Origin of the sequence: Actinoplanes siamensis, assembly GCF_016862395.1 — a bacterium.
Lineage (GTDB): Bacteria > Actinomycetota > Actinomycetes > Mycobacteriales > Micromonosporaceae > Actinoplanes > Actinoplanes siamensis.
The window spans coordinates 106343-130803 of the sequence record NZ_BOMW01000028.1 but is presented as its reverse complement, the minus strand read 5'-3'; the positions used below and the strand labels follow the sequence as shown (position 1 = coordinate 130803).

General features: G+C 72.2%; 24 protein-coding genes. 13 read left to right on the top strand and 11 right to left on the bottom strand.

Annotated elements, in window-relative coordinates:
* Position 1: 1 nt before the first annotated feature.
* The 4 genes from Asi03nite_RS15930 to Asi03nite_RS15915 form a co-directional block, all read right to left on the bottom strand.
* Positions 2-349: a PDGLE domain-containing protein gene (locus tag Asi03nite_RS15930; protein WP_203680523.1), complete on the bottom strand. Its 348-nt coding sequence runs from the start codon at positions 347-349 to the stop codon at positions 2-4.
* Complete coding sequence (locus Asi03nite_RS15925; RefSeq protein WP_203680522.1) at positions 346-1041, bottom strand: energy-coupling factor ABC transporter permease; 696 nt, start codon at positions 1039-1041, stop codon at positions 346-348. The genes Asi03nite_RS15930 and Asi03nite_RS15925 overlap by 4 nt, the downstream gene beginning before the upstream one ends.
* 227 nt (positions 1042-1268) lie before the next feature.
* Positions 1269-2222 (bottom strand): Acg family FMN-binding oxidoreductase, encoded by a 954-nt coding sequence (locus Asi03nite_RS15920; protein WP_203680521.1) that lies wholly within the window; start codon positions 2220-2222, stop codon positions 1269-1271.
* A 52-nt stretch (positions 2223-2274) separates the two neighbouring features.
* On the bottom strand, positions 2275-3888 hold the full coding sequence (locus tag Asi03nite_RS15915; protein WP_203680602.1) for a GAF domain-containing sensor histidine kinase: 1614 nt from the start codon (positions 3886-3888) through the stop codon (positions 2275-2277).
* A gap of 161 nt (positions 3889-4049) precedes the next feature.
* Between Asi03nite_RS15915 and Asi03nite_RS15910 the strand changes: the two genes are divergently transcribed.
* Positions 4050-4685 carry a response regulator gene (locus Asi03nite_RS15910; RefSeq protein ID WP_203680520.1) on the top strand — a complete coding sequence of 212 codons (636 nt, stop codon included), beginning with the start codon at positions 4050-4052 and terminating at the stop codon, positions 4683-4685.
* Here the strand turns inward: Asi03nite_RS15910 and Asi03nite_RS15905 are convergent, their stop codons facing one another.
* The gene (locus Asi03nite_RS15905; protein ID WP_203680519.1) at positions 4686-6629 is read right to left on the bottom strand and encodes a hybrid sensor histidine kinase/response regulator; all 1944 of its coding nucleotides are present in this window, start codon (positions 6627-6629) and stop codon (positions 4686-4688) included.
* 125 nt (positions 6630-6754) lie between these two features.
* Here Asi03nite_RS15905 and Asi03nite_RS15900 point away from each other — a divergent pair, with 125 nt between their 5' ends.
* Together Asi03nite_RS15900 and Asi03nite_RS15895 are read left to right on the top strand one after the other, a co-directional pair.
* A complete protein-coding gene (locus Asi03nite_RS15900) occupies positions 6755-7180 on the top strand; it encodes an ATP-binding protein (RefSeq protein WP_203680518.1) in 426 nt (141 codons plus the stop codon).
* Positions 7177-7482, top strand: a complete 306-nt coding sequence (locus Asi03nite_RS15895; protein ID WP_203680517.1) for an STAS domain-containing protein — start codon at positions 7177-7179, stop codon at positions 7480-7482. The genes Asi03nite_RS15900 and Asi03nite_RS15895 overlap by 4 nt, the downstream gene beginning before the upstream one ends.
* A gap of 43 nt (positions 7483-7525) precedes the next feature.
* Here the strand turns inward: Asi03nite_RS15895 and Asi03nite_RS15890 are convergent, their stop codons facing one another.
* Positions 7526-8722 carry a sensor histidine kinase gene (locus tag Asi03nite_RS15890; RefSeq protein ID WP_239102718.1) on the bottom strand — a complete coding sequence of 399 codons (1197 nt, stop codon included), beginning with the start codon at positions 8720-8722 and terminating at the stop codon, positions 7526-7528.
* Positions 8723-8877: 155 nt separating this feature from the next.
* On the bottom strand, positions 8878-9264 hold the full coding sequence (locus Asi03nite_RS15885) for an Hpt domain-containing protein (RefSeq protein WP_203680515.1): 387 nt from the start codon (positions 9262-9264) through the stop codon (positions 8878-8880).
* Positions 9265-9619: 355 nt separating this feature from the next.
* Between Asi03nite_RS15885 and Asi03nite_RS15880 the strand changes: the two genes are divergently transcribed.
* Complete coding sequence (locus Asi03nite_RS15880; RefSeq protein ID WP_203680513.1) at positions 9620-10039, top strand: phage holin family protein; 420 nt, start codon at positions 9620-9622, stop codon at positions 10037-10039.
* Entirely contained in the window at positions 10036-11313 is a 1278-nt protein-coding gene (locus Asi03nite_RS15875; protein WP_203680511.1) for a DUF3618 domain-containing protein, read from the top strand. The genes Asi03nite_RS15880 and Asi03nite_RS15875 overlap by 4 nt, the downstream gene beginning before the upstream one ends.
* Before the next feature lie 134 nt (positions 11314-11447).
* Here Asi03nite_RS15875 and Asi03nite_RS15870 read toward each other — a convergent pair whose 3' ends face one another.
* Entirely contained in the window at positions 11448-12224 is a 777-nt protein-coding gene (locus tag Asi03nite_RS15870) for an inositol monophosphatase family protein (protein WP_373872119.1), read from the bottom strand.
* A 141-nt stretch (positions 12225-12365) separates the two neighbouring features.
* On the opposite strand from Asi03nite_RS15870, the gene Asi03nite_RS15865 reads away from it, so the two are divergent.
* The 7 genes from Asi03nite_RS15865 (at position 12366) to Asi03nite_RS15835 (ending at position 20667) form a co-directional block, all read left to right on the top strand.
* Positions 12366-13973, top strand: a complete 1608-nt coding sequence (locus tag Asi03nite_RS15865; protein ID WP_203680507.1) for a serine/threonine-protein kinase — start codon at positions 12366-12368, stop codon at positions 13971-13973.
* Between the two features lie 771 nt (positions 13974-14744).
* Positions 14745-14972 (top strand): hypothetical protein, encoded by a 228-nt coding sequence (locus Asi03nite_RS15860; protein ID WP_203680505.1) that lies wholly within the window; start codon positions 14745-14747, stop codon positions 14970-14972.
* 47 nt (positions 14973-15019) lie between these two features.
* Positions 15020-16177 carry an ABC transporter ATP-binding protein gene (locus Asi03nite_RS15855; RefSeq protein ID WP_203680503.1) on the top strand — a complete coding sequence of 386 codons (1158 nt, stop codon included), beginning with the start codon at positions 15020-15022 and terminating at the stop codon, positions 16175-16177.
* Positions 16177-17427, top strand: a complete 1251-nt coding sequence (locus Asi03nite_RS15850; RefSeq protein ID WP_203680502.1) for a polyamine ABC transporter substrate-binding protein — start codon at positions 16177-16179, stop codon at positions 17425-17427. The genes Asi03nite_RS15855 and Asi03nite_RS15850 overlap by 1 nt, the downstream gene beginning before the upstream one ends.
* Before the next feature lie 4 nt (positions 17428-17431).
* Positions 17432-18295, top strand: a complete 864-nt coding sequence (locus Asi03nite_RS15845) for an ABC transporter permease (protein WP_203680501.1) — start codon at positions 17432-17434, stop codon at positions 18293-18295.
* Complete coding sequence (locus Asi03nite_RS15840; RefSeq protein ID WP_203680500.1) at positions 18292-19122, top strand: ABC transporter permease; 831 nt, start codon at positions 18292-18294, stop codon at positions 19120-19122. Before Asi03nite_RS15845 ends, Asi03nite_RS15840 begins: the two co-directional genes overlap by 4 nt.
* 162 nt (positions 19123-19284) lie before the next feature.
* The gene (locus Asi03nite_RS15835) at positions 19285-20667 is read left to right on the top strand and encodes an aspartate aminotransferase family protein (RefSeq protein ID WP_275409406.1); all 1383 of its coding nucleotides are present in this window, start codon (positions 19285-19287) and stop codon (positions 20665-20667) included.
* Positions 20668-21176: 509 nt separating this feature from the next.
* Here Asi03nite_RS15835 and Asi03nite_RS15830 read toward each other — a convergent pair.
* Positions 21177-21908, bottom strand: a complete 732-nt coding sequence (locus tag Asi03nite_RS15830) for an alpha/beta fold hydrolase (RefSeq protein ID WP_239102717.1) — start codon at positions 21906-21908, stop codon at positions 21177-21179.
* 204 nt (positions 21909-22112) lie between these two features.
* Between Asi03nite_RS15830 and Asi03nite_RS15825 the strand changes: the two genes are divergently transcribed.
* Positions 22113-22508 (top strand): response regulator, encoded by a 396-nt coding sequence (locus Asi03nite_RS15825; RefSeq protein WP_203680499.1) that lies wholly within the window; start codon positions 22113-22115, stop codon positions 22506-22508.
* Between the two features lie 233 nt (positions 22509-22741).
* Here Asi03nite_RS15825 and Asi03nite_RS15820 read toward each other — a convergent pair whose 3' ends face one another.
* Together Asi03nite_RS15820 and Asi03nite_RS15815 are read right to left on the bottom strand one after the other, a co-directional pair.
* Positions 22742-23977, bottom strand: coding sequence for an NAD(P)/FAD-dependent oxidoreductase (locus Asi03nite_RS15820; RefSeq protein ID WP_203680498.1), 1236 nt, complete (start codon positions 23975-23977; stop codon positions 22742-22744).
* The gene (locus Asi03nite_RS15815; RefSeq protein WP_239102716.1) at positions 23978-24433 is read right to left on the bottom strand and encodes an Lrp/AsnC family transcriptional regulator; all 456 of its coding nucleotides are present in this window, start codon (positions 24431-24433) and stop codon (positions 23978-23980) included.
* Positions 24434-24461: the final 28 nt, after the last annotated feature.

Sequence of the window (24461 nt, the reverse complement as noted above, 5' to 3'; positions counted from 1 at the left end):
CTCAGGCGGCCTTCCGCTCGCGGCGGCGGACCAGCCAGAGGCCGCCCGCGCCGATGCCGAAAGTGATCAGCACGCCGGCCGCCCCGGCGAGGCCTGTGGAGACCGCCTCGTTGTGGACGCCCCGGATGCCGTAGTCGGCGAGCGGGCTGTCCTTCATCTGGTGGTCCCGCTCCCGCTGGGCCATGCAGGTGCCGCCGGTGATCTCCCCGTCGGCGCCGAACGTGCACCCCTCGCGGGCGGTCGCGTCCAGGCCGTCCGGGCTGCCGGAGGCGAAGTTGCTGACCACCCCGGCCAGCAGCAGGGCGACCAGCAGGCCGCCGGCCAGGAACCAGCCGAGCTTCCTGGTCATGCCGCGACCTCTTCCAGGACGACCGGCTTGCGGAACTTGCGGAGTGCGTAGACCAGGTCGGGACGGACCCGGGCGACGGTCGCCACGGTGGTCGCGGCGATCAGGCCCTCACCGATGCCGATCAGCACGTGCACGCCCGCCATGGTGCCGGAGATCCACGGGAGCGAGAGGTCGGTGGTGCCGCCCAGCGCGTACTCCAGGACGAAACCCTGCGAGGCCACCACGACGGAGACCACCGAGGCGGCGAACGCGGTGACGCCGAGGCCGCCCGGATTCTTCGGCAGCACCCGCAGCAGACCGGCGACCAGCAGGTAGCCGGCGGCGGTGCCGAGCAGCGCCATGTTCGTGATGTTCAGCCCGATCGCGGTCAGGCCGCCGTCGGCGAAGAGCAGGCACTGGACGATCAGGACGGTGGAGACGCAGAGCGCGCCGACCCACGGACCGACCAGGATCACCGCGAGCGTGCCGCCCAGCAGGTGGCCGGAGACGCCCGGCAGCACCTGGAAGTTGAGCATCTGGACGGCGAAGATGAACGCCGAGACCAGGCCGGCCATCGGGGCCAGCCGGTCGTCCAGGTCGGCTCGCGCCCGCCGCACGCAGACGGCGAGCACGGCGACGGCGAACACCACGAAGATCGCCGACACCGGGCCGTTCACGATCCCGTTCGCGATGTGCATCGCTTGCGCATCCATGGCGCCCTCCCCAACGCGGGGCCGGATTCCCCGCGGGATCAGCTTATAAGCCACGGCTAGCTGTTGCACATCCTTGGCAACTAGAACGCGCGATGAACGTGATCACTATCAACAATCACGATCGTATGGTGGTGACGGGTGTCTCGCGCGGTGCGGGAGACCCGGCGCCACCGGTCGGGACCGGGTGGCGCGGTGCGGACGCAGCCGGGGCCGTGTCGCGCGGGGGGTCAGCCCAGGGTTTCCTCGACGGGGCGGCGGGGGGAGCGGCGGCCCGGGTGGCCGTAGCCGATCCGGAGGGCGATCTGCGGGAAGCCGGTCCGGCCCAGCGAGCGCCGCAACTGGTCACGGGCGGCCGGCACCTCGATCGGCTGGGAGATCATCGAGCAGGCCAGCCCCGCGTCCGTCACGGTGAGCAGGACCCGCTGCAGCGCCTGACCGGCCTGCAACTGGTCGAGCCGCCGGTCACCGGCCGTGCCCAGGATGCCGACCAGCGGCTCCGGCTCGTAGTCCCGGCCCGGCGCGCGGCGCCGCTCGGTGAACGCCCGCTGCGGGATCAGGTCGTGGCTCTCGCCGACCGCCGCCCCGGCGAACGCCGGCATCCCGTCCGTGGCCGACTCGGTGCCGGTCCAGCTGATCAGCTCGGCCTGGTACCGCCCGTCACGCCGCAGCACCCGGTCGGCGCTGTGCGCGATCTCCGAGAACCCGGTCAGCGCGGTCATCCCGACCAGCAGGTCCAGCCAGGCGTGCTCGGCGCGGGCCGCCTCGATCAGCCGGACCCGGGCGCCGGCCGGCACGGGGTCGGGCCAGAACGGCTGCCGGTTGCTGTGCCGGCGCTCGATCGCGGCGTACAGGTCCCGTTCCGCGTACGTCGGAGGCCTCTTCTTTCCCGGCGTCAGCCGGGCGGCCAGGCCGGACTCGGCCGGGTCCGGAAGCAGCAGCACGTCCGCCGGGGTGCCGCCCCAGGCCAGCGCCAGCCGCGCGTTGAAGGTGGCGGCCCCGAGGGCCAGGCGCATCGCCCAGCCGCTCTGGTCGGCGACGGTGAGCCGGCGGGTGGGGTCCGCCGTCACCTCGATGGCCCCGTCCCGCAGCCGGAAGGCCCAGGGTTGGGTGTTGTGCATCGAAGGCGCCTGGATGCCGGCTGCCGCCGCACGTCGCAGGTCTGACTCGTCGTAGCCGTTCACGCAGTCCACGGTGCCTCGTGGCGGCGCCCGCGGGCAGGGCCGAAAGTCCCGGTCAACCGGTCAGTGGCACCCGCCAGGCGAGCAGCGTGCCGCCGTCCGGGGCGGGCCCGATCTCGAACGCCCCGCCCAGGTCGGCGGCCCGCTCGCCCATGTTCACCACCCCGCCACGGGCCAGCGCCGGATCGATGCCCACGCCGTCGTCGCGTACCCGCAGGAGAAGCTCGCCGTCGGCGACCCGGACCGAGACGCGGGCGCTGCACGCCCGGGCATGCCGCGCGACGTTGGCGAGCGCCTCCCGCAGCACGGCCATCAGCTCCGGTACGACATCGTCGGGCACCGCGCTGTCCACCGGTCCGGCCGTCTCCAGGTCGGGCGGGAACCCGAGCGCCGCCGCGGCCGCCGCCACCGTCTCGCGCAGCTCGGCGCGCAGCGACGGCCCGACCGGGGCGCGCAGCTCGAAGATCGACCGGCGGATGTCCCGGATCGTCGCGTCCAGGTCGTCCACCGCGTCGTTGATCCGTTTCGCCACCTCGGGCCGCGTGCCCGGGACCATCGCGCCCTGCAGGCGCATGCCGGTCGCGAAGAGCCGCTGGATCACCACGTCGTGCAGGTCTCGCGCGATCCGCTCGCGGTCCTCCAGCACCGCCAGCAGCTCCCGCTCCTCCTGGGCCCGCGCGCGTTCCAGGGCGAGCGCGGCCTGACCGGCGAACGTGGAGAGCAGCACCGCGTCGTCGGCGCCGAGCGCGGCCTGGGCGGGGGACTGCGAGACGATCAGCACGCCCTTCTCCACGCCGGTCAGCGGCGCGGCCAGGGCCGGCCCGGACGGCACCGGGCCGGGCCACTCGGCTGCGGCGCGCAGGTCGTCCAGCAGCCGGTGCCGCTGCGCCCCGAAGTCGCGCACCACCGGGCTGTCCGCCGGCAGCACCTTCCCGGCCAGCCCGGCGTGCTCCGGATCGACCACCTCGATCCGGTACCGCGCGTTCTCCTCCTCGTGCAACAGCACCAGGACCAGATCGGCGCCGGCCACCTCGCGGGCGCGGCGGGCGATCAGCCGCAGCGCCTCGGTGCGGTGCACGGTGCCCAGCAGCACGCCGGTGATCTCTGCGGCGGCGGCCAGCCAGCGCTCGCGCCGCTGGGCCAGCTCGTAGAGGCGGGCGTTGTCGATCGCCACCCCGGCCGCGACGGCCAGCGCCACCACGATCTCCTCGTCGTCCTCGCCGAACTCGGTGGCGCCCTGCTTCTCGGCCAGGTACAGATTGCCGAAGACATGGTCGCGGGTGCGCACCGGGACGCCCAGGAAGCTGTGCATCGGCGGGTGGTGGGCCGGAAAACCGTACGAGTCGGGGTGCCGACGGATGTCCGGCAGCCGGACCGGGCGCGGATCGGTGATCAGCAGTCCCAGCACGCCCCGGCCGTGCGGCAGGTCGCCGATCCGCGTGTGCGTCTCCGGATCGATGCCGTGCGTGATGAAGTCGGACAGGCTGCGGTTGTCGGAGGCCAGCACGCCGAGCGCGCCGTACTTCGCGCCGGCCAGCGCGCACGCCGCCTCGACGATCCGCTGCAACGTGCTGCGCAGGTCCAGATCGGTGCCGATGCCGACGACGGCGTCCAGCAGGGAGCGCAGGCGCTCACGGCTGGCCACCACGTCGCCGACCCGGTCCAGCATCTCCTGCAGCAACTCGTCCAGCCGGACCCGGGACAACGGGCCCAGGCCCAGCGACGGCGTCGATCCTTCGCCCACGGCCACGAGGCTAGCGCGTCGCCTTCCGTCCGGCCCGGGACCTATGGCCCTGTGTGCCCGGGCCGGGCGGGGACTAAAAAGGAGACATGATCCGAGTCTTTCTCCTCGACGACCACGAGGTCGTTCGTCGTGGCCTGGTCGACCTGCTGCAGGCGGGCGGCGACATCGAGGTGGTGGGTGAGTCAGGCTCCGCGCGCGAGGCGGCGGCCCGCATCCCGGCGCTGCGGCCGGACGTCGCCGTGCTGGACGCGCGGCTGCCCGACGGCAACGGCATCGACGTGTGCCGCGACGTGCGGGCGGTGGACTCGACGATCAAGGGGCTGATCCTCACCTCGTACGAGGATGACGAGGCGCTCTTCGCCGCCATCATGGCCGGTGCGTCGGGCTACGTCCTGAAGCAGATCCGCGGCACCGACCTGGTCGACGCGGTGCGCCGGGTGGCCGCCGGACAGTCCCTGCTGGACCCGGCGGTCACCCAGCGCGTCCTGGAGCGCATCCGCAACGGCGTCGAGCAGCCCCGCGAGCTGGCCGGCCTGACCGATCAGGAGCGGCGCATCCTGGAGTTCGTGGCCGAGGGCCTGACCAACCGGGAGATCGCCGGCCGCATGTTCCTGGCCGAGAAGACGGTGAAGAACTACGTGTCCAGCCTGCTCGCGAAGCTGGGCCTGGAGCGGCGCACCCAGGCCGCGGTGCTGGCCACCAGACTGCTGGGGCACAACTGATCAGCCGGCCGTGGCGCGGGGGAGGCGGACCGTGGCCACCGTACCGCCGGCCTCGCCGCTGGTGAGGGTGATCGAGCCCCGGTGTAGCTCCACGATGGCGCGGCTCAGGGCCAGGCCGAGCCCGGCGCCGGGGATGTCGCTGTGGCGGGCGTTCGTGGCCCGGTAGAGGCGGGCGAACAGGCGGTTCCGCTCGCCGTCCGGGACGCCCATGCCGGCGTCGGTGACGGTGAGGACGGCGGCGTCCTGGTCGGCGGTGAGGGTGACGGTGACGGTGGAGCCGGCCGGGCTGTACTTGACCGCGTTGCCGATCAGATTTTCCGCGACCTGGCGTAGACGGGCGTGGTCGCCGGTGATCTGCAGGTGGTCCGGCAGGTCGGTGCGGATCCGCGGGCCCGGCTCGCCGGTCTCGCCGGTCACCGTGGCGATCGCGGTCTGCAGCACCGCGGAGAGGTCGACGGTGCCGAGGGTGAGGCCGGCGTGGCCGGACTCCAGGGCGGAGAGGTCCAGCAGGCGCTCGACCAGCGAGCGCAGCCGGGCGTTGTTGCGCTCGATCACCGCGAGCAGGTCGCGGACCTCGCCGATGGTGGTGTCGTCGTCGGATTCCACGATCAGATCGGTGTACGTGGCGATCGACGTCAGCGGTGTGCGCAGCTCGTGCCCGACCAGTGCGATGTACTCGCCGATGCTGGCCGCCAGCTGGTTGGCCAGCTCGTCCGAGCGGCGCCGCTCCAGGTACGCCCCGAGCAGCCCGGCGATGCCGGTGAGCAGCACCGCCAGGGCCGGCTCCGGGTCCTGCCGGTCCGGGCTGAAGAAGGTGAGCACGCCGACCACCTGCTCGGCGCTGAGCACCGGCACCGCCCCGGCGCCCCGGTACCTGGTCGCCGCCGCCACCTGGGGCAGCATCGGCGAGTCCGGCGCCTGGATGTCGGGCACCCAGATCAGCTCGGCGCGCTCCCAGCAGAGGCCGGCCAGCCCCTGCCCGCGCCGCAGTGTCGTCGGCACCGGGGTCTCCTCGGCGTCCGGCGCGGCGTGCAGGGCCTCCAACCGCAGCCGCTCGGTCACCTCGTCGACCAGCCAGAGGCGCAGATACGGCCAGTCCAGGCAGGTGGACAGGGTGCGCAGCACGGCCTTGCCGGCGTGCCGCATGTCCGGGGCGTGCACCAGTTCCCGGAGCACCTCGGCCTTGCACTTCTCGTACTGGATCTGCTGGCGTTCCCCGGTCACGTCGTGCACCGCGGCCACCGCCCCGAGCACCGTCCCGCCCGGGTCCCGCACCGGCCGGGCGTTGACAGTCAACCAGCGCAGCCGGTGTTCGCGGTCGCAGGCCCGCAGCGCGGCGTGGTGCACCCGTTCGCCGCGCAGCGCCCGGTCCAGCGGCAGTTCGTCCGGCTGCAGCGGGGTGCCGTCGTGGCGGCGCAGGTGGTACCGCTCCGGCCATTCGCGGATCGGCACGGTGGCGCACTCGTCGCCGAAGAAGTCACGGACCGCGCGGTTCACGAAGATCGGCCGGCCCTGGCGGTCGCAGGCCACCGCTCCGGTGTCCAGGCTGTGCATCAGCTCGGCGAGGAACGGGTCGTCCGGCGGCAGCGGCAGGCAGCGCCGCAGGGTCTCGGTGAGCTCGCGGACACGGAACGGCTTGGGTACGACAGCGGCCGCGCCCGCCCCGGTGAGCAGGCTGTCGCCGGGCGGCAGATACCCGGTGATCAGCACGACCGGGACGTCCGAGGTGGCCGGCTCGGCCCGCAGTGCCCGGCACATCCGTATCCCGTCCAGGTGCGGCATGTCGACGTCCGCGACGATCAGGTCGAACCGGGCGGCGAGGGCGGCGGCGAGTCCGGCCCGGCCGTCGTCGGCGACCGTCGGCACGTGGCCGAGGCGGCGGACGATCTCCACGAGCACCGCCTGATGTTCCGGGTTGTCCTCGACGACCAGCACCGCTGCCATGGCCGTACTCTAGAGCGACAAAATTCTCTAAAAGGTAAAAGAACACTATCGGTCCGCTCATGTTTCACCACCGGCGTGACCGGGGTACTGTGCCGCCGCATATCGGCGACTCCTGAGGTTTGTGCATGAGCGCTCTGACCGCCCACCTCGACGTTCCCCTCCATCACGGCGCGCCGGGCGCTGCCCGCCGTGCGGTGGTGGCCGTGCTCGGGGGTTGGGGCTTCCGTGACCCGGACTGGCTGGACGCGGCCGCCGTGGTGGTCAGCGAGCTGGTCACCAACGCGGTGCGGCACGGCGGTGGCTGCGTGGCGCTGCGCGTCGAGGCGCACGGCGCGCGGGTGGTGGTCTCGGTGGCCGACGGCTCCTCGGTGGTGCCCCGGCGGCGCGACCCGGACGACGTGGGCGGCCGGGGCCTCGCGCTGATCGAGGCGCTCGCCGTGGACTGGACGGTGCACAACCACGAGGGTGGCAAGCAGGTGCGGGTGACGCTGCAGCCGTGCCCCGGTGGCGTGGCGGCGGAGTCCGGTTCGGCTCGCGGAGGTGCCGCGTGAGGATCCTCCGGTACGACGGGCCCGGCGTGGTCCGGCTGGCCTTCCACGGCGAGCTGGATCTGGCCACCACGGACCTGGTCGACACGTACGTGTCCGCCGCCCTGGCCGGGGAGGACGTGCGCCGGCTGGTGCTGGACGTGGCCGGCCTGACGTTCTGCGACTCGGCAGGCATCGACGCGCTGCTCGCCGCCCGGGCCGGCGCGGCCTCGCGGGACGTGGCGTTCCAGGTGGTGGGCGCCCGCGGGATAGTGCGCCGGTCGATGGCCGCCACCGGCGTTCTCGCGCTGCTCACCGCGGCCTGAGGCCGCGCGCCGATCGGCCGCCGCCCCCGCCCGCGGCACGAGGTCAGGGGGTCACTGTCATCCGCACGGTGGTGCCCTTCCCGCTTCCCTCGGAGAAGACGGCGAGCTCGCCGTCGTGCGCCTTCATGATCCGCTGGGCGATGCTGAGTCCCAGGCCGACCCCGGGCACCGCCTGTTCCCGGGCGAACCGGCCGCGGTAGAAGCGCTCGATCACGTGCGGCAGCTCGTCGGCCGGGATGCCGGCGCCGTGGTCGACCACGTCGATGCCTGTCTCGCCGACCCGGATCCGGACCGCCGAGCCGCCCGGGCTGAACAGCACCGCGTTGCGGATCAGCTGCTCCGCGGCCTGGCTGAGCCGGGTGAAGTCGCCGGGTACCGGGAACGGCCCGGCGCCCTGCGGGATCTCCAGCCGTAACGCCACCCCGCGCTGCTCGGCCTGGGCGCGGCACGCGGCGGTCGCCGTCTCGGCGACGTCGACCAGGTCGGTCTGCGCGCGCAGCAGCGGCAGCGGGGCGACCGCCGGGCGGGTGCCGGCGAGCAGGTGATCGACCATCCGGACCAGGCGCTCGCCGTTGCGCTGGATCGGTTCGATCATCCTGCGGTACGGCGCCAGCTCCTCGTTGTCGACCAGCAGCTCCAGGTAGCCCTGGATGGTGGTGACCGGCGTGCGCAGCTCGTGCGACACGGTGGCGACGAAGTCCTCCTCGCGGCTGATCGCCCGGGACAACTCGTCGCCCACCTCGGCCAGCAACATCCGGTTCCGGATCGCCGAGAGGTGCCCGGCGGCCTGCCCGGCCATCGCGCGCAGCATGTCCAGCTGCCGGTCGCCGACGTCGCGGGGGCGGTGGTCGAGCACGCACACGGTGCCCAGCACGAAGCCGTCCTCGTCGGCCAGCGGGACGCCGGCGTAGAACCGGATGTTCGGCGCGCCGACCACGTGCTCCCAGGTCGAGTAGAACGGGTGGGCCAGCGTGTCACGGACGATCAACGGGACCCGGCGGTCCACCACCAGGCTGCAGAACGAGGTCTCCAGCGGCCCGCCCCGGCTCGAAATCCCGGTGCTGCCGACGAACCACTGCCGGTCGGCTCCGATCAGCGTCACCGCGGACATCGGCGTCTCGAACACCGAGCTGGCCAGGCGGGCCAGCTCGTCCAGGACGACGGGACGGGGCGCGTCGAGCAGCTGGTAGCTCTGCACCGCGGAAACGCGGGCCTGGTCACCGACTGCGCTCATCTGCATCCGTTCCTCCTGCGGGTGGTTCACGTGAGGGAAGGATCGACCACCTGGTCACACGGATGAGAACTTCCGTGATCCTGATTGTCCAGTGACCGATGGGGCGTTTCCCATTACGTGGAGTGCGGCGACATGCGCCTGCGCCGGTCACCGCTGTCCGCTCAGGGGAGGCGTTGCCCAGCGAACTCCTCGGCCAGTGTCGACACCGCCTCGACCGCTCCGGCGGCCTCGGCCCGGATCCGTCCGGCCGTGCCCGCCGGGTCGGCGATCGCGCCGGCCCGCGCCTGGTCCTCCAGCGCGGAGCAGAGCCCGGCCAGGCCGGTGGCGCCGATGTTGGCCGCCGACCCCTTGAGCGCGTGCGCCTGGTCCCGGAGCACGCCGAGGTCCTTGCCCGGGAACCCGTCCAGCATCTGGTCCACCGCTCCCGGGGTGCGCGCCACGAATCCCCGCAGCATCCGCAGGACCAGCGCCAGCTCGTCCGGAGTCGGATCCGGTTCGATGATCACCGCGATCCGCGCCCGGACCGCGGCCAGCCGCTCGTCCTCCATGCGCTCATCCTGCCAACCGGTGCACCCTTCTTTCCGGTCTTCCGGTTCTGTGGATCAGAAGCGGTCAGGCGCCCCGGGCTGCCTCGTGCCGCCCGCGCGCTCGACGCTCACCGCCGAGGCTTACCCGGATGCCTTGGACGCCTCGACCGGGTCGGGCGGCAGCCCCGCGCCGCAGCGACCCGGCCTGCCGGTGGCGGACCGAACCTGGCCGGGGCGCACCGCGAAGGCGTCCGGACGCGCATCGAGGGGCTGGGCACGGGCGGCCGGGCCCTCGCGCATCGCTGAGGTCGGGTGGTTAGGGCGGATTAGGGCGGGTACGTCGAAACCCGGAAAGCTGTACAGGACGGAGGGGACGATGGCGCACACCGACGCACGAAGCGAGCAGACGTCTACCGCGGAACTGGTCAGCCGGCTCAGTGAGCAGGTCACGACACTGGTCCGGGACGAGCTGACGCTCGCCCGGATGGAGATGATGGAGAAGGGCAAGAAGGCCGGGAAGGGCGCCGGGCTGCTGGGTGCTTCCGGCCTGCTGGCGATGTACGGCCTGGGCGCGCTCCTCGTCACCGCCGGGGCGGCGCTGGCGCTGGTCCTGCCGGTGTGGGCGGCCACGCTGATCGTGACGGCAGTGGTGTTCGCCGTCGCCGGCGTGGCCGCGCTGATCGGACGCGGGCAGGTGAAGCAGGCCGTTCCGCCGGCGCCGCAGGAGGCCATGGCCAGCGGCCGGCAGGACGTGGACACGTTCATGTCGGCGGCCCGCTCGGGGAGGAATCCATGAGCGACGACGCCACCAGCGGCGACCGGCCGGCCACCGGGCGGAGTCCGCGCGACCACGGCGCCCGGGCCGGCCGGCCGGTGCCCGGTCCGGGCACCGCGGGCAAGGCGCCGGCCCCCGCCCCGCCGCCGAAGCGCCCCGGCACACCGCAAGCCACCGGCTCGGCGCCGGGAGCGGGCTCCGCCCCCGCGTCCGGCGTCCCGGAGCCGAAGGCCGGCAAAGCCGCGACCGGGACGGGCTCCGACCCGGCGGGCAAAGCCCCGGCCGGCGCCCGCGACACAGCGCCGGGCGGCGCCAAGGCGGCGAAGCACCCCGCCGGCTCGCCGGGGAAGGCCGCCCCCGGTCCGTCACAGGCCCCCAGACCCACCCCGCCGAAGCCCGGCCCGCCTCGGACGCCTGCCACTGCCGGCGCGAGGCCGGCCACCCCCAAGCCGGCGCCCCCGAAGCACGCCGCGACGCCAGGAGCAGCGACGCCGCCGACCACGGGCAGCGAGCCCGGGCCGCCGGAGCACGCCGCGGCGGAGGTCACGCCCAGCACACCGGCCGTGCCGCCGGCGGCGGCGTCCGATCCCCTGGCGGGCGCCTCGTCGGCTCCCGGTGGGAAGGGCGGCCCGCTGCGGGACGCGCCGGGCGCCGGGAGCGCCGAAGCCACTCCGGAGCCCGCGACGGCTCAGCCGATGAAGTCCGAGATGTCGAAGGGAAACGGATCCATGGCTGTTCAGTCGGAGCGCAAGGACGACGACAAGAACGACACGCCCCCTCGCGGGAGCGAGGAGTTGCGAGCGGAGATCGAGCAGACCCGCGCCGAGATGGGCGACACCGTGGAGGCCCTGGTCGCCAAGGTGGACATCCCGTCCCGCGTGAAGAACTCGGCCGCGGACAAGGCCGCCCTGCTGAAGGAGGCCGCCGCGGACAAGGCCACGCATCTCAAGGAGGCCGCCGCGGACAAGGCCACGCACCTCAAGGAGACCGCCGCGGACAAGGCCGCCCAGATCAAGGACAAGGCGGCTGAGGTCAAGGACAAGGCCACCCAGGACAAGGAGACCGAGCCGGCGGCGGGAGCAGGCACGACGCACACCCCTGGCCACATCGCCGAGGCCACCGCGCAGACCGGCACCAGGATGGCCTCCTCCGCGGCGGACGCCGCGGAACGCGCCACCACGGCGATCGGTTCGGCGCGGCGCCGGGTCGCCGCCAACCCCCGGGAGTACGCGCTCCTCGGAGCCGCCCTCGCCACGGCCGCCGCCGGCGTCGCCCTGATCCGCCGCTCCCGCTGACGACAGCGCGCGACCGCCGGCGAAGCGGAGTCGACCGCCCGGCGGCGGGAAGCGCGCGGACACCGGCGAAGAACCGCGCGGACGAGCGGCCGGGCGCCCGACCGGAACGGGTACCCGGCCGCATCCCACCCGGGTCAGGCGGAACGGACCAGGCCGAGCAGCGCCGCATGCACCGACGAGTCCGCCGCCACGAGCAATCCGGAGCCCGACTCCCACGGCTCCCCGTCCACCCCGCTGACCACGCAGCCGGCCGCCTCGCACACGGCGATCCCGGCGGCGAAGTGCACGCTGCCCCGCACGTCCCCGTACGTCAGATAGGCAGCCCGCCGCCCGTCGGCCACCCACACCAGCGCCAGCGTCGTCGACAGCACCCGCGGCCGGAACCGGTCACGGAACCCGGGCGCCGCGATCACCAGGGCGGGCTCCACCTCGAACGGCGGGTCCAGGTTGATGTCCACCAGCCCGGACGCGCCGGACGGCGCCAGCGGAGCGGTGCTGCCGTCCGGCCGGCGCACCCGCGCGACAGACCCGTCGGTCCAGTACGTCTCCCCGCTGAACGGGTCGGCCACCGCGGCCGCCCGCACCCGCTCCCCGTCACGCAGCGCCACGTTCACCGCGACCAGCGGCGTGCGCACCGCGTAGTTCAGCGTCCCGCACAGCGGGTCGACCAGCCACCGCCGCCGGGCCTGCGCCGGCCCGGTGGCCCCGTGCTCCTCCCCGGTGATCGCGTCATCCGGGCAGGCCGCCCGGAGCACGTCCCGGATGGCCTGCTCAGCGGCGAGATCCGCGGCCGTCGCGAAGTCGCCGCCGCCCTTGTCCACCCGGTCGAGGGCGGTGCCGTACCGCCCCCGGATGACGTCGGCGGCGGCCAGCGACGCCGCGACTGCGGTCTCGTGATCCATGCCGGGCAGGTTACGCAGGGCGTGCGAGGATGGTCCGGCGCCGACCTCCGCCCGGCGCAGGACGGCAGGCGCGCGATGAACTCCCCGGCAGATCCGGCACGTTCCGCGGCCGACGTTGCGGGGAGCGCCGGGGCGGGTATATCGAACGACATGCCTGACGCGCCGCCCCTGCTCGCCGGTCGCTATCGCCTGGGTGAGGAACTCGGCCGTGGCGGCATGGGCCAGGTCTGGCGGGCGCACGACGAGACCCTGCAACGCGAGGTCGCTGTCAAACAGATAGATCTCCCGGAGGAGATCGCCCAGGGCGACGCGGCCGTGCGGCGGACCCTGCGGGAGGCGCGGGCCGCGGCCCGCCTGAGCCACCCCAACGTCGTTCAGGTGTACGACGTCCTGTCGCTCGACGACCACACCTGGATCGTCATGGAGTACGTGCCGAGCCGCTCCCTGCGCCAGGTCACCGCCGAGGACGGCCCGCTCGACGCGTACCGGGTGGCCCGGATCGGCCTGGATCTGCTCGCCGCGTTGCAGGCCGCGCACCGGGCCGGCGTGCACCACCGCGACGTGAAGCCGGCGAACGTGCTGCTCGCCGACGACGGCCGGGTGCTGCTCACCGACTTCGGCATCGCCGCGCTCGACGACGACAGCCTGACCAGCAAGTCCGACGTGCTGCTCGGCTCGCCGCTCTACATGGCGCCGGAGCGGGCCCGGTTCGGCACCGGCGGCCCGCCGGCCGACCTGTGGGGGCTGGGCGCCACCCTGTTCGCCGCGGTCGAGGGCCATTCCCCGTTCCAGCGTTCGTCGACGATGGCGACCCTGGCGGCGCTCGCCACCGAGGAGCCGGAGCAGCCGGCGCACGCCGGTCCGCTCGCCCCGGTCCTCGAGGGGCTGCTGCGCAAGGACCCGGAGCAGCGGATCGAGGCGGAGGAGGCGGAGCGCCTGCTGCGGGAGGCCGTGGCCACGCTGGAGGCCGAGCCGGTGGCCCGGGCGGCCGCCGCCATTCCGGCCCCGCGCGTCCCGGTCGACGACGACATCCCGCCGGCTGCCCCGGCCGTACCGGCGCAGAAGAGCCCGAAGCGCAAGCTGGTCGCCCTGGCCGCCGCGGTGGTGGTGGTGCTCGCCGGCCTGGCGGTGTTCCTGGTGAACCGCCCGTCGTCGCGGACGACCACGGGCGGCAGCGGTGTGGCCTCTCCGCCGGCCGTGCCCCCGGCGACGACCGTGACCAGCGCGAAGCCGTCGGCCGCCGCCTCGTCCTCCCCGCCGGCGTCGCCGCCGGCGTCCGCCTCGCCGAGCCGCAGCGCCGCGAATGCCCGGCCGCCGCTGCCCGCCGGGTGGATCGACTACTCGGACAAGACCGGATTCCGGGTGTACGTGCCGGACGGCTGGACCACGTCGAAGGAAGGCTCGATGCGGTACTGGCGGGACGGGAAGGGGCACGTCCTGGGCATCGACCAGACCGACCAGCCGCGATCGAACCCGGTCGCCGACTGGCGCTCGCAGCGGGACGCCCGGCTGCGCGGCGGCGACTTCCCGGACTACCGCGAGATCAAGCTCGAGTCCGTGGACTACTTCGTGAAGGCGGCCGACTGGGAGTTCACCTACCGCAGGAACGGCACCCAGCACATCAACAACCGCGGCGTCGTCACGTCGGCGCACCAGGCCTACGGTTTCTGGTTCCAGACCCCGGAGTCGGACTGGTCCAGGTACCGCAGGGAGGTGCTTGACGTGGTCTTCGCCAGCTTCGTCCCGGTCAGGGACTGATCGGTAGTCGAGCAGTCGGTCCGTGCCGATCGAGAAGCGGAAACGGTTCGTCGGAGGTCGGTGTCCCGCCGTCCTCGGCGACGGTGTGCTCGGCGCAGGCGTTTTCCCGGACGGTGGCCATCATTTCGTTGCGGGCCCGGCGGTGATCCGACGTGCGTGCGGGCGCCGGGGCCCGCCCGGAACGCCGTGCCCGCACCCACGTCTTCCGCCCCCGCCCCGCCCGGGAGGACTCCGGCCAGGTGCCGCTGGGCGGTGTGGTGATCTCCGACGCGATCCCGCGCGCTCGGCGAGGACGTGATCGGTCGCGGTCGCGGTCTCGCCGAGCTCGCCGAAAAGCAGCCCCGTGGGTGGCGAAGTCGGTGGACCGGGCGTGTTGCGGGCAATCGAGCTGATCCGGGACCCGGACCGGACCCCGCTGGTGCCGTTCGACGCGGCGGGCGCGGCGGCCGGCCCGATGGCGGAGGCGGCGGCGTGCAAGGAGCGACGGCTCTGCCGTTCCCGCATGTCAACCGCTTACCCGTGGTGCCGCCGTGCGCCACGAGCGCCGAGGAGATCCGCGTGGGCTTGGCGCCCATCGATGCGGCGCTCGCCGTGGCGGATCGTTGTTGCTCCTCCTGAAACGGGATTACGTTGTCCCCTGGTCACCGGGGATTTGGATTCCGTTTCATGCTTGGAAATTACTTCGGATTCCCTTGTCACGCCTGTACCCGGTGTGACAAGGTCACCCCACTTCGGGTGATCAGACCCACACGATCGGAAGGCACCTCCTCCTTGAGCACCGAATTTCTCGTGCTGCGCAACTTCGTCGGCTGGTCGTTCGCGGACACCGAGGTGGGGCGGACGTCGCCGGTCGTCGACGCCGGGGAGACCTACGCGCACGCGCCGGCGCGCGCCGAGGTGGTGGCCGGCTACCACCACACGGGATGGGGCAAGGACCTTTCCCTGCACGGCTTCGAGGAGTACACCCGGATCAAACACGTGATGAGCTGTCCCGGCTGATCCGCTGCCCGACCGAATTTCACCACCCCCGCCCCGAGGTGACCACGATGACCACGTCTCCCCCGCATCACGCCGTGACGGCTCGGTCCGCCGGCGGTGAGCGGACCGGCCACCCGGCGATCCAGTTCGCCGGGGTGCGCAAGCAATACCTGTCGCACGGCGAGGCGGTCCCGGCCGTCAAGAGCCTCGACCTGTCCATCGCTCAGGGGGAGTTCTTCTCGCTGCTCGGTCCGTCCGGCTGCGGCAAGACCACCACGATGCGGATGATCGCCGGCTTCGAGGCGCCGACCACCGGCCGGGTGTTCCTGGACGGCAAGGACGTGACCGGCGTCGCGGCCAACAAGCGCGACGTGAACATGGTGTTCCAGTCGTACGCGCTGTTCCCGCACCTCAACGTGTTGCAGAACGTCTCGTTCGGGCTGGAGCGCAAGAAGGTCGGCAAGGCCGAGATCAGGCGGCGGGTCGGCGAGATCCTGGAGATCGTCTCGCTCACCGGCATGGAGAAGCGGCACCCCAGGGAGATGTCCGGCGGCCAGCAGCAGCGCGTCGCGCTGGCCCGGGCGCTGGTCAACCACCCGCGGGCGCTGCTGCTCGACGAGCCGCTCGGCGCGCTCGACCTCAAGCTGCGCCAGCAGATGCAGATCGAGCTCAAGCGGATCCAGCGCGAGGTCGGGATCACCTTCGTCTACGTCACCCACGACCAGGGCGAGGCGCTGACCATGTCGGACCGGATCGCGGTGATGAACGCCGGCCTGATCGAACAGCTCGGCACGCCCCGGGAGATCTACGAGAAGCCGGCGACCCGGTTCGTGGCCGGCTTCATCGGCACCTCCAACATCGTCGACGGACGGGTCAGCCGGGTGGAGAACGGATGGGCCGTGCTGGACGTCGGGCCGGGGGAGCGGATCGTGGCGCCGGTGCCCGGCTCGGTGCGGGCCGGGCAGGGCATCGAGGTGTCGGTGCGGCCCGAGAAGATCGGCCTGCACCGCACGGCGCCCCTGCAGGCCGCCGGCAGCGTCCTCGCCGGGACCGTCACCGAGGTCGTCTACCACGGGACATCGACAAACTACACAGTGGCGACGTCCGCTGGATCTGATTTCGTGGTGTTCGATCAGAACGCGCACGATGCCGAGGACGTCGCCTCGCGCGGCGAGCGCGTCTTCCTCACCTGGGCCCCGCAGCACTCGTACCCGATCGGAGTCTGATGTTCCCGACCAACAAGCCGGACCCCGCCCTCCTCCGCGGCCTGACGTCGCGGCGGCTCGGCCGCCGTGACGCCCTGCGCCTCGGCGGGGTGTCGGCTCTTGGTGCCTTCCTCGCGGCCTGCGGCGTGCAGGGCAAGGGCTCGCCGGAGGCCAGCGTCGCTCCCGACGCGGTGCAGAAGTTCTGGGGCGGCAAGGTCAAGAACGGCAAGGTCGACTTCGCCAACTGGCCGCTCTACATGGACCCGAAGAAGCCCGAGCTCGCGAAGTTCACCGCGAGGACCGGCATCACGGTCAACTACCAGGAGGTCATCCAGGAGATGGGCCCCTGGTTCGCCAAGGTGCAGCCCCAGCTCTCGGCCGGTCAGTCGATCGGCTTCGACCTCATGGTGATCACCAACTCGCTCCAGTTCGGGCAGTTCCGCTCCGGCGGCTTCCTGGCCCCGCTGGACCACTCCAAGCTGCCGAACTACGCCGCGAACGCCGCCAAGTCGTACGCCAACGAGGCGTTCGACCCGGGCAACGTCTTCAGCATCCCGTGGGCGTCCGGCATCACCGGCATCGCGTACGACATCAAGAAGACCGGCCGGGAGATCACCTCGCTGGCCGACCTGTGGGACCCGAAGTTCAAGGGCAAGGTCGGCATGTTCTCCGACACCCAGGAGCTGGCCAACTTCGGCCTGCTCGCGGCGGGCCTCAAGCCGGGCGACTCGGAGGAGGGCGACTGGAAGAAGGCCGCGGCCAAGCTCAAGGAGCAGAAGGACGCGGGCATGGTCCGCAACTACTACGACCAGAGCTACGTCGACGCGCTGGGCAAGGGCGAGGTCTGGCTGACCCAGGCGTGGTCCGGCGACGTCTTCCAGAAGAACGTGTCGGACGGTACGGACTTCCGGTTCGTGATCCCGTCGGAGGGCGGCACGATCTGGACCGACAACATGACGATCCCGGTCACCGCTACCAACCCGGTCGACGCGATCATGCTGATGGACTTCTTCTACGAGGTGGAGAACGCGGCGGCGCTGGCCGAGTACATCAACTACGTCTGCCCGGTGCCGGCCGCGCAGGCGCAGATCAAGAAGGACGCGGCGGCCGCGAGCGGCGACGACAGGGCCACGCTGACCGAGGTCGCGGACAGCCCGCTGGTGTTCCCGGGCGAGTCCGACTACGCCAAGCTGCACTACTACGTGGACTTCAACACCGCGGAGGAGCAGCAGAACTTCCAGCGCATCTTCGAACCGATCACACTGAGCTGAGCCGATGAACCGGGTGAAACGTACACTCGCGCCCTACCTGCTGGTGCTGCCCGGCGGGTTGTGGCTGCTGCTGTTCTTCGTGGTGCCGATGGTCACCATGTTCTCGCTCTCCCTGCAGCAGGGCGACATCATCAACGGATACCGGTTCACCGGTCACTGGCAGAACTACCTCGACGCCATCACCGACTACCGCGTCCAGTTGATCCGCTCGCTGGTGTACGGGCTCATCACGACGGTGGCGCTGATCGTGATGAGCTTCCCGGTCGCGTACTGGATCGCCTTCTACGGCGGCCGGCGCAAGCCGACCTACCTGTTCCTCGTCCTGCTGCCGTTCTTCGTGTCGTTCGTGCTGCGGACGATCTCGTGGCGGCAGATCCTCACCGACGACGGGATGCTGCTGCACCCGCTGAAGGAGGCCGGGCTGCTCTCGCCCGGCTTCCACATCCTGGGTACGCCGTACGCGGTGATCTTCGGTCTGATCTACAACTTCCTGCCGTTCATGGTGCTGCCGATCTACGTGGCCCTGGAGCGCATCGACCCGCGCGTGGTGGAGGCGGCCCGGGACCTGTACGCGGCGCCGATGACGGTCTTCCGGCGGGTGGTGTTCCCGCTCGCGCTGCCCGGCGTCTTCGCCGGTGTGCTGATGACGTTCGTCCCGGCCAGCTCCGACTACGTCAACTCCGGGGTGCTGGGCAGCTCGTCGACCACCATGATCGGCCAGGTCGTGCAGGCGCAGGCGCTGGCCAACTCCAACTACCCGATGGCCTCGGCGCTGTCCTTCTTCCTGATGGCAGTGCTGCTGACCGGCGTCTTCGCGTACGCGCGGGTGCTCGGCACCGAGGACGTCATGAATGCGGCGGCGCGATGACCACGACGATGCCGGCTCCGGCCACGAGGGCGCGCCGGTTCCGCCTCACCGGTGAGCGGGCGCTGTTCACGTACACCTGGTTGGTCATCGCCTGGCTGGTGGCGCCGATCCTGATCATGATCGCCTTCGGGTTCAACAACCCGAAGGGCCGCTACAACCAGACCTGGCAGGGCTTCACGGTCAAGTGGTACGCCAAGCTCTTCGAGATCGGCGACCTCACCTCGGCCCTGGTCATCTCGCTGGTGATCGCGGTGATCAGCTCGCTGCTGGCCGGGGCGCTGGGCACCGGCATCGGATACGCGCTGGGCCGCTACCGGTTCCGCGGCGCGGAGGGCGTCAACCTCATCATGTTCGCCACCATGTCCTCGCCCGAGCTGATCATGGGCATCTCGCTGCTCACGCTCTTCGTCTCGGCCGGGGTCGGCCTGGGCGCGGTCACCATCACCATCGCGCACGTGATGTTCTCCATCTCGTTCGTCTCCACAGTGGTCCGGGCCCGGGTGATCACCCTGGACCGGTCGATCGAGGAGGCCGCCGCCGACCTCGGGGCGGGCCCGTGGACGACGTTCTGGAAGGTCACCTTCCCGATCATCCTGCCGGCCGTGTTCTCCGGCGTGATGCTCGCCTTCGCGCTGTCGATCGACGACTTCGTGGTCACCAACTTCACCGCGGGCACCACCGTGACGTTCCCGCTGTGGATCTGGGGTGCCACCCGGGTCGGCCTGCCGCCGCAGGTCAACGTGATGGGCACGCTGATCTTCGCGGCCGGCGTGCTGATCGCGGTGATCACCAACCTGCGGTCCCGGTCGAAGGCGCGCCGGGGCTGACGCCCGCCGCCGGCGCCGGTCACGAATGCCGTGGCCGGCGCCTTCCGCGACGTGAGGTTTTTCCGCTAACAACACGGAAATGGTTGTCTCGGGACTTGTGCGCGACGGATTCCGTGGGCAGGATCAGGGGCAACAACAGGACTAGTGGCCAGTGGAGACCCCGTGACCGACCGACAGCCCGACGATGTGGAAACCCTCTCCGCGACCGCCCGTGACCACCTGTGGATGCACTTCACCCGCCTCTCGTCGTACCAGGACGCGCCGGTCCCGGTGATCACCCGCGGTGACGGCTGCTACGTGTGGGACTCCACCGGCCGCCGCTACCTGGACGGGCTCTCCGCCCTGTTCGTGGTGCAGACCGGGCACGGCCGGCAGGAACTCGCCGAGGCCGCCGCCAAGCAGGCCGGTGAGCTGGCGTACTTCCCGATCTGGTCGTACGCGCACCCCAAGGCCATCGAGCTGGCCGGCCGCCTGGCCGAGATGGCCCCCGGCGACCTGAACCGGGTCTTCTTCACCACCGGCGGCTCCGAGGCCGTCGAGTCGGCGTGGAAGCTGGCCCGGTCGTACTTCAAGAAGGTCGGCAAGCCGCTGAAGACCAAGGTGATCTCACGCGCCGTGGCCTACCACGGCAGCTCGATGGGCGCCCTGTCGATCACCGGCATCCCGCCGTTCAAGCAGGACTTCGAGCCGCTGGTCCCGAGCACCGTGCGGGTACCGAACACGAACTACTACCGCCGCCCCGACGAGAACATGACGCCGGAACAGTTCGGCGTCTGGGCCGCCGACCGCATCGCCGAGATGATCGAGTTCGAGGGCCCGGACACCGTCGCCGCGGTCTACCTGGAGCCGGTGCAGAACGCCGGCGGCTGCTTCCCGCCGCCGCCCGGATACTTCCAACGGGTCCGCGAGATCTGCGACCGGTACGACGTGCTGCTCGTCTCCGACGAGGTGATCTGCGCGTTCGGCCGGCTCGGCGAGTTCTTCGGCGCCGACAGGTACGGCTACCAGCCCGACATCATCACCGTCGCCAAGGGGCTGACCTCGGGGTACGTCCCGCTCGGCGCGATGATCGCGTCGGAGCGCCTGGCCCAGCCTTTCCTCACCGGCGCCAACTGGTTCGCGCACGGCATCACCTACGGCGGCCACCCGGTCGGCGCCGCGGTCGCCCTGGCCAACCTGGACATCATGCAGCGGGAGAACCTCAACCAGCACGTCCGGGACAACAGCCCGCTCTTCCGGTCGTACCTGGAGAAGCTGCTCGACCTGCCGATCGTCGGCGACGTCCGCGGCGACGGCTACTTCTTCGGCATCGAGATGGTCAAGGACAAGGCGACGAAGGAGACCTTCACCGCCGACGAGTCGGAGCGGCTGCTGCGCGGCTTCCTCTCCAGCGCCCTGTTCGAGGCCGGCCTCTACTGCCGGGCCGACGACCGGGGCGACCCGGTGATCCAGCTGGCGCCGCCGCTGACCGCGACGGAAACCCAGTTCGCGGAGATCGAGCAGATCCTGCGGGGCGTGCTGACGGAGGCCTGGAACCGCCTGTGACCCGCTGACGCGCCGGCCCGCCGCCCTCCCCGGACGGCGGGCCCACCCCACCCCCCGGACGGCGGGCCCACCCCACCCCCCGGCCACCCACCTCACCGACCTGCTGCCGCGTCGCGCTCTTGGCGCACCGCCAACCTGCCGCACCGCGTCCCCGCTTCATCGCGCCCGCCTGCCGCCCGCCCGCCGCGCGCCGGAGCTTCGCTGCGTTCCGCGTTCGCCCGGTGCGGCAGCGCTCCGCCCCGCCTCGCGCAGCGGCGTTCCGCCCACCCCGCGCCTCACCGCGCCCCGCCCTGTCGCTCCCCGCTGGGCTCCATCGGCGTAACGGAAGCCGCCGTAGCCACCATGAGCGCCGGCCGGGCAAGCGCGGCTGGCGCTCATGGCGGTCAAGCGTCATCGGTGGCGACGATGAGTGCGGAGCTCGGTGGGTGTCGGTGGCGAAGACTGCTCGGCGCCGGCGATCTCGCTCGGCGGCCGGAAGCGCGGGCTTTGTCGCGCGGCGTACCGCCGAATCAGTGTTTGTCCAGGTGAGCGCCGACTGCCGCAAGGGCCTCGGCGGCCAGGCGCACGGGCCGGCCGGTCGTCGCGGCGGTGTGCACGGCCCGGATCGCGTAGGCCACCAGGTCCGGCTGTTCGGTCGGGATCCGGTGGCCGGAATGCTCCGCGACGATCAGCGGCGAGCCGGTCTCCCGGGCCAGGATGCGCTGGCTGGCCAGCCACAGCTCCTCGGCCCCGGACGGCGCGGGGTTCGCGCCGTCCCACCGGCCCGGCGTCCGGGTCAGCACCAGCGTCGGCACTGTGGGTGTCGCGGCGTAGAGCACCTCCACCTCCCCGCTCACCACGTCGATCTCGGTGGCGTCCGGATCGCCGTCGGCGCCGTCCTGCGCCGACTCCAGGCCGGGCACCACGTGGAACTGCGGGATCGAGCCGTCCACGTGTACCAGGCCGGCCACCCGGTGCGGGTGCCGGTCGGCGTAGACCCGGGCGATCAGGCTGCCGATCGAGTGCGCCGCGACCACCGCCGCGCCGGTGACGCCCCGGGCGTCGAGCTCCGCGGCCAGTTCGTCGGCGAACGCGCTGTACGGCAGCGGGGGATTGGGCGCCGGGCGGTGCGGCGTGCGGCCGATCCCGGGCCGGTCGTAGGTTACGGTGGTCAGGTCCTCGAGGATGTCGAGCACGGGCTGCCAGGTGCGCCCCGGCTCGCCGAGCGCGGCGATGAACACTACGGGTACTCGATGTGTCACCTGTTCGAGGGTATCGACGGTTGACTACTTCTGCCCGGTTCCGATCATGCCCCGTACGGATAAAGGGTCTTATGGGTCTTGTCGCCGTCGATCGTTGCCCGTCCGGCGCCGGCCATGCCGTGCGGGGCCCGGCAGCCGGCGCATCCACCTGGGTAATCGTTGCAAAAACTCCCGGTCCGCCCGGGACGAGCGCATGCTTACAGAATGGCCACTTTGTTGATCGCCGAGGACGACGAGGACATCGCCGCCGTCCTGGCGAGGGTGTGCAAGCGGGCCGGCCTGACCGTGCTGCATGCGCCGGACGGGCAGGCCGCGCTGGAGATGATCGTCGAGAAACATCCGGACGCGCTGCTGACCGATCTCGGCATGCCCCGGATGGACGGCTGGGAGCTGATCCGGCGGGTGCGCGAGCATCCGGAGGTGGCGGATCTGCCGGTGGCGATCCTGACCGGCCAGCTCACCCCGGGCGACCCGCGCGCGGCGGCGGCCGAGGTGTGCGCCGTGCTGCTCAAGCCCTGCCCGAACGACCAGCTGCTGGCGACCATCCAGGAACTGCTCGACAACGGTCCGCATCAGCACGGCCAGCGCTGCGCTGTATAGAAAGGCACCGGGTCGACCTGGCCGGGCTGGACGGCGGGCACATCAACCCCGGAGAAGCCGCCGGGCCGACCATTCCAACGATCGCCCCAGCCCGGTGTGCCGGCTGGTCCTGGTGGTGGTCACGGGCCCGGTTCAGCGGCGCTGGCCCCCGGCCGGGTCCCGCCGGTGGCGCGGTGAGTGGTCCGCGTCCCCGTGTGGGCCGCGGTGCGGAGGCGTGTGTGTGGGCGGACGGGTCAGCGGTCGAGGGCGTCGAGCAGGGCCGTGCCGTGCAGGCCGCCGTTGATGCCGAGCCAGCGCGCCGGCTCCGGCTCCCAGCGGCGCGAGCGGTGCCCGACCCAGGGCAGCCCGGTCAGCGCGGACTCCCGGCCCAGGATCAGGTCGGTCAGGGTGCGCCCGGCCAGGTTCGTGGCGGCGACCCCGTCGCCGACGTAGCCGCCCGCCCAGGCCACCCCGTCGCGCAATCCCACGCCCGGCATCCAGTCGCGCGGGATGCCCAGCGGCCCACCCCACCGGTACGCGACCGGCACGTCGATGCCGAACAGCTCGCGCACGGTGTGCCGGAGCCTGCCGAAGACCGCCGGCACCCGGTCGAACTCCGGGCGCACCCGGGACCCGAAGTGGTACGGCGCGCCCCGCCCGCCGAACGCCAGCCGGTCGTCAGCGGTCCGCTGCCCGTAGATGACCATGCGGCGGTCGTCGGTGAACGTCTCCCGGCGCCGCAGCCCGATCCGCTCCCACACCGCCGCCGGCAGCGGCTCGGTCGCGATCATCAGCGAGTAGACGGGGGCCAGTTCGCGGCGGTGCCCGGCCAGCGAGGCGGTCCAGCCCTCCAGCGCCCGCAGCACCGTCCCGGCGCGCACCGTGCCATGGTCGGTGACCACCGCGCCGCGGCGCAGCCCGAGCACCCGGGTGCCCTCGTGGATCGTCACGCCGAGCCGCTGCACCTCGGCGGCCAGCCCGCGGACCAGCTTGCCCGGGTGCAGCGCCGCGCAGTGCTCGCTGTAGACGCCGCCCAGCACGCCTTCGGCGTTGCAGATGGCCCGGGCCGCCGCGGCGTCCAGCAGCCCGGTGGCTGATGCCCGGCGCAATTGCCCAGGTGTACGCAGGAGCGAGAGCATCCCGCCCTTCGCGTAGTCACAGTCGATGCCGGTCCGGGCGATCTCGTCCACCGAGTCCTCGAGCGCCGCGTGCATCGCCCGGGCGGCAGCGGCCCCGTACCGTCGGGCCAGTTTCTCCTCGGAGACCGGGAACAGGCCGGACGCCCAGCCCCCGTTGCGCCCGGACGCGCCGAACCCGCAGTGCTCCGCCTCCAACACCGTGACGCGCACCGACGGATCGGCTTTGGCCAGGTAGTACGCGGTCCAGAGGCCGGTGAAGCCGCCCCCGGCGATGGCCACGTCGGCGTCCCGGTCGACGGGCAGCGGTGGCCGTCGCTCGACCGGGCCGAGCGACTCCAGCCAGAAGCTCATCTATCGGGTTCCCCAGGCGTAGGTCTGTTTGGCGAGCTTGAGGTACATGAACGTGTCGACGGCGCAGACGCCCTCGATCGCCCGGACCTTGTCGTTGAGCAGGTCGAGCAGGTGCGCGTCGTCGGTGCAGACCAGCTCGACCAGCAGGTCGTACCGCCCGGCGCAGATCACCACGTAGTCGACCTCGGGGATCGCCGCCAGCTTGTCGGCGATCTCCCGGAGGTCCCCGTTCACCCGCAGGCCCACCATCGCCTGCCGGGCGAAGCCGAGCGTGAGCGGGTCGGTGACCGCGACGATCTGCATCAGGCCGTTGTCCAGCAGCCGCTGCACGCGCTGGCGCACAGCGGCCTCGGACAGCCCGATCGTCTTGGCCAGCGTGGCGTACGACATCCGCCCGTCGCGCTGCAGGTGATCGATGATCTGCTTGTTGATCTCGTCGAGGCCCGTGTCGCTCACGGCGCGATTCTTCCCTGGGAGCACACGC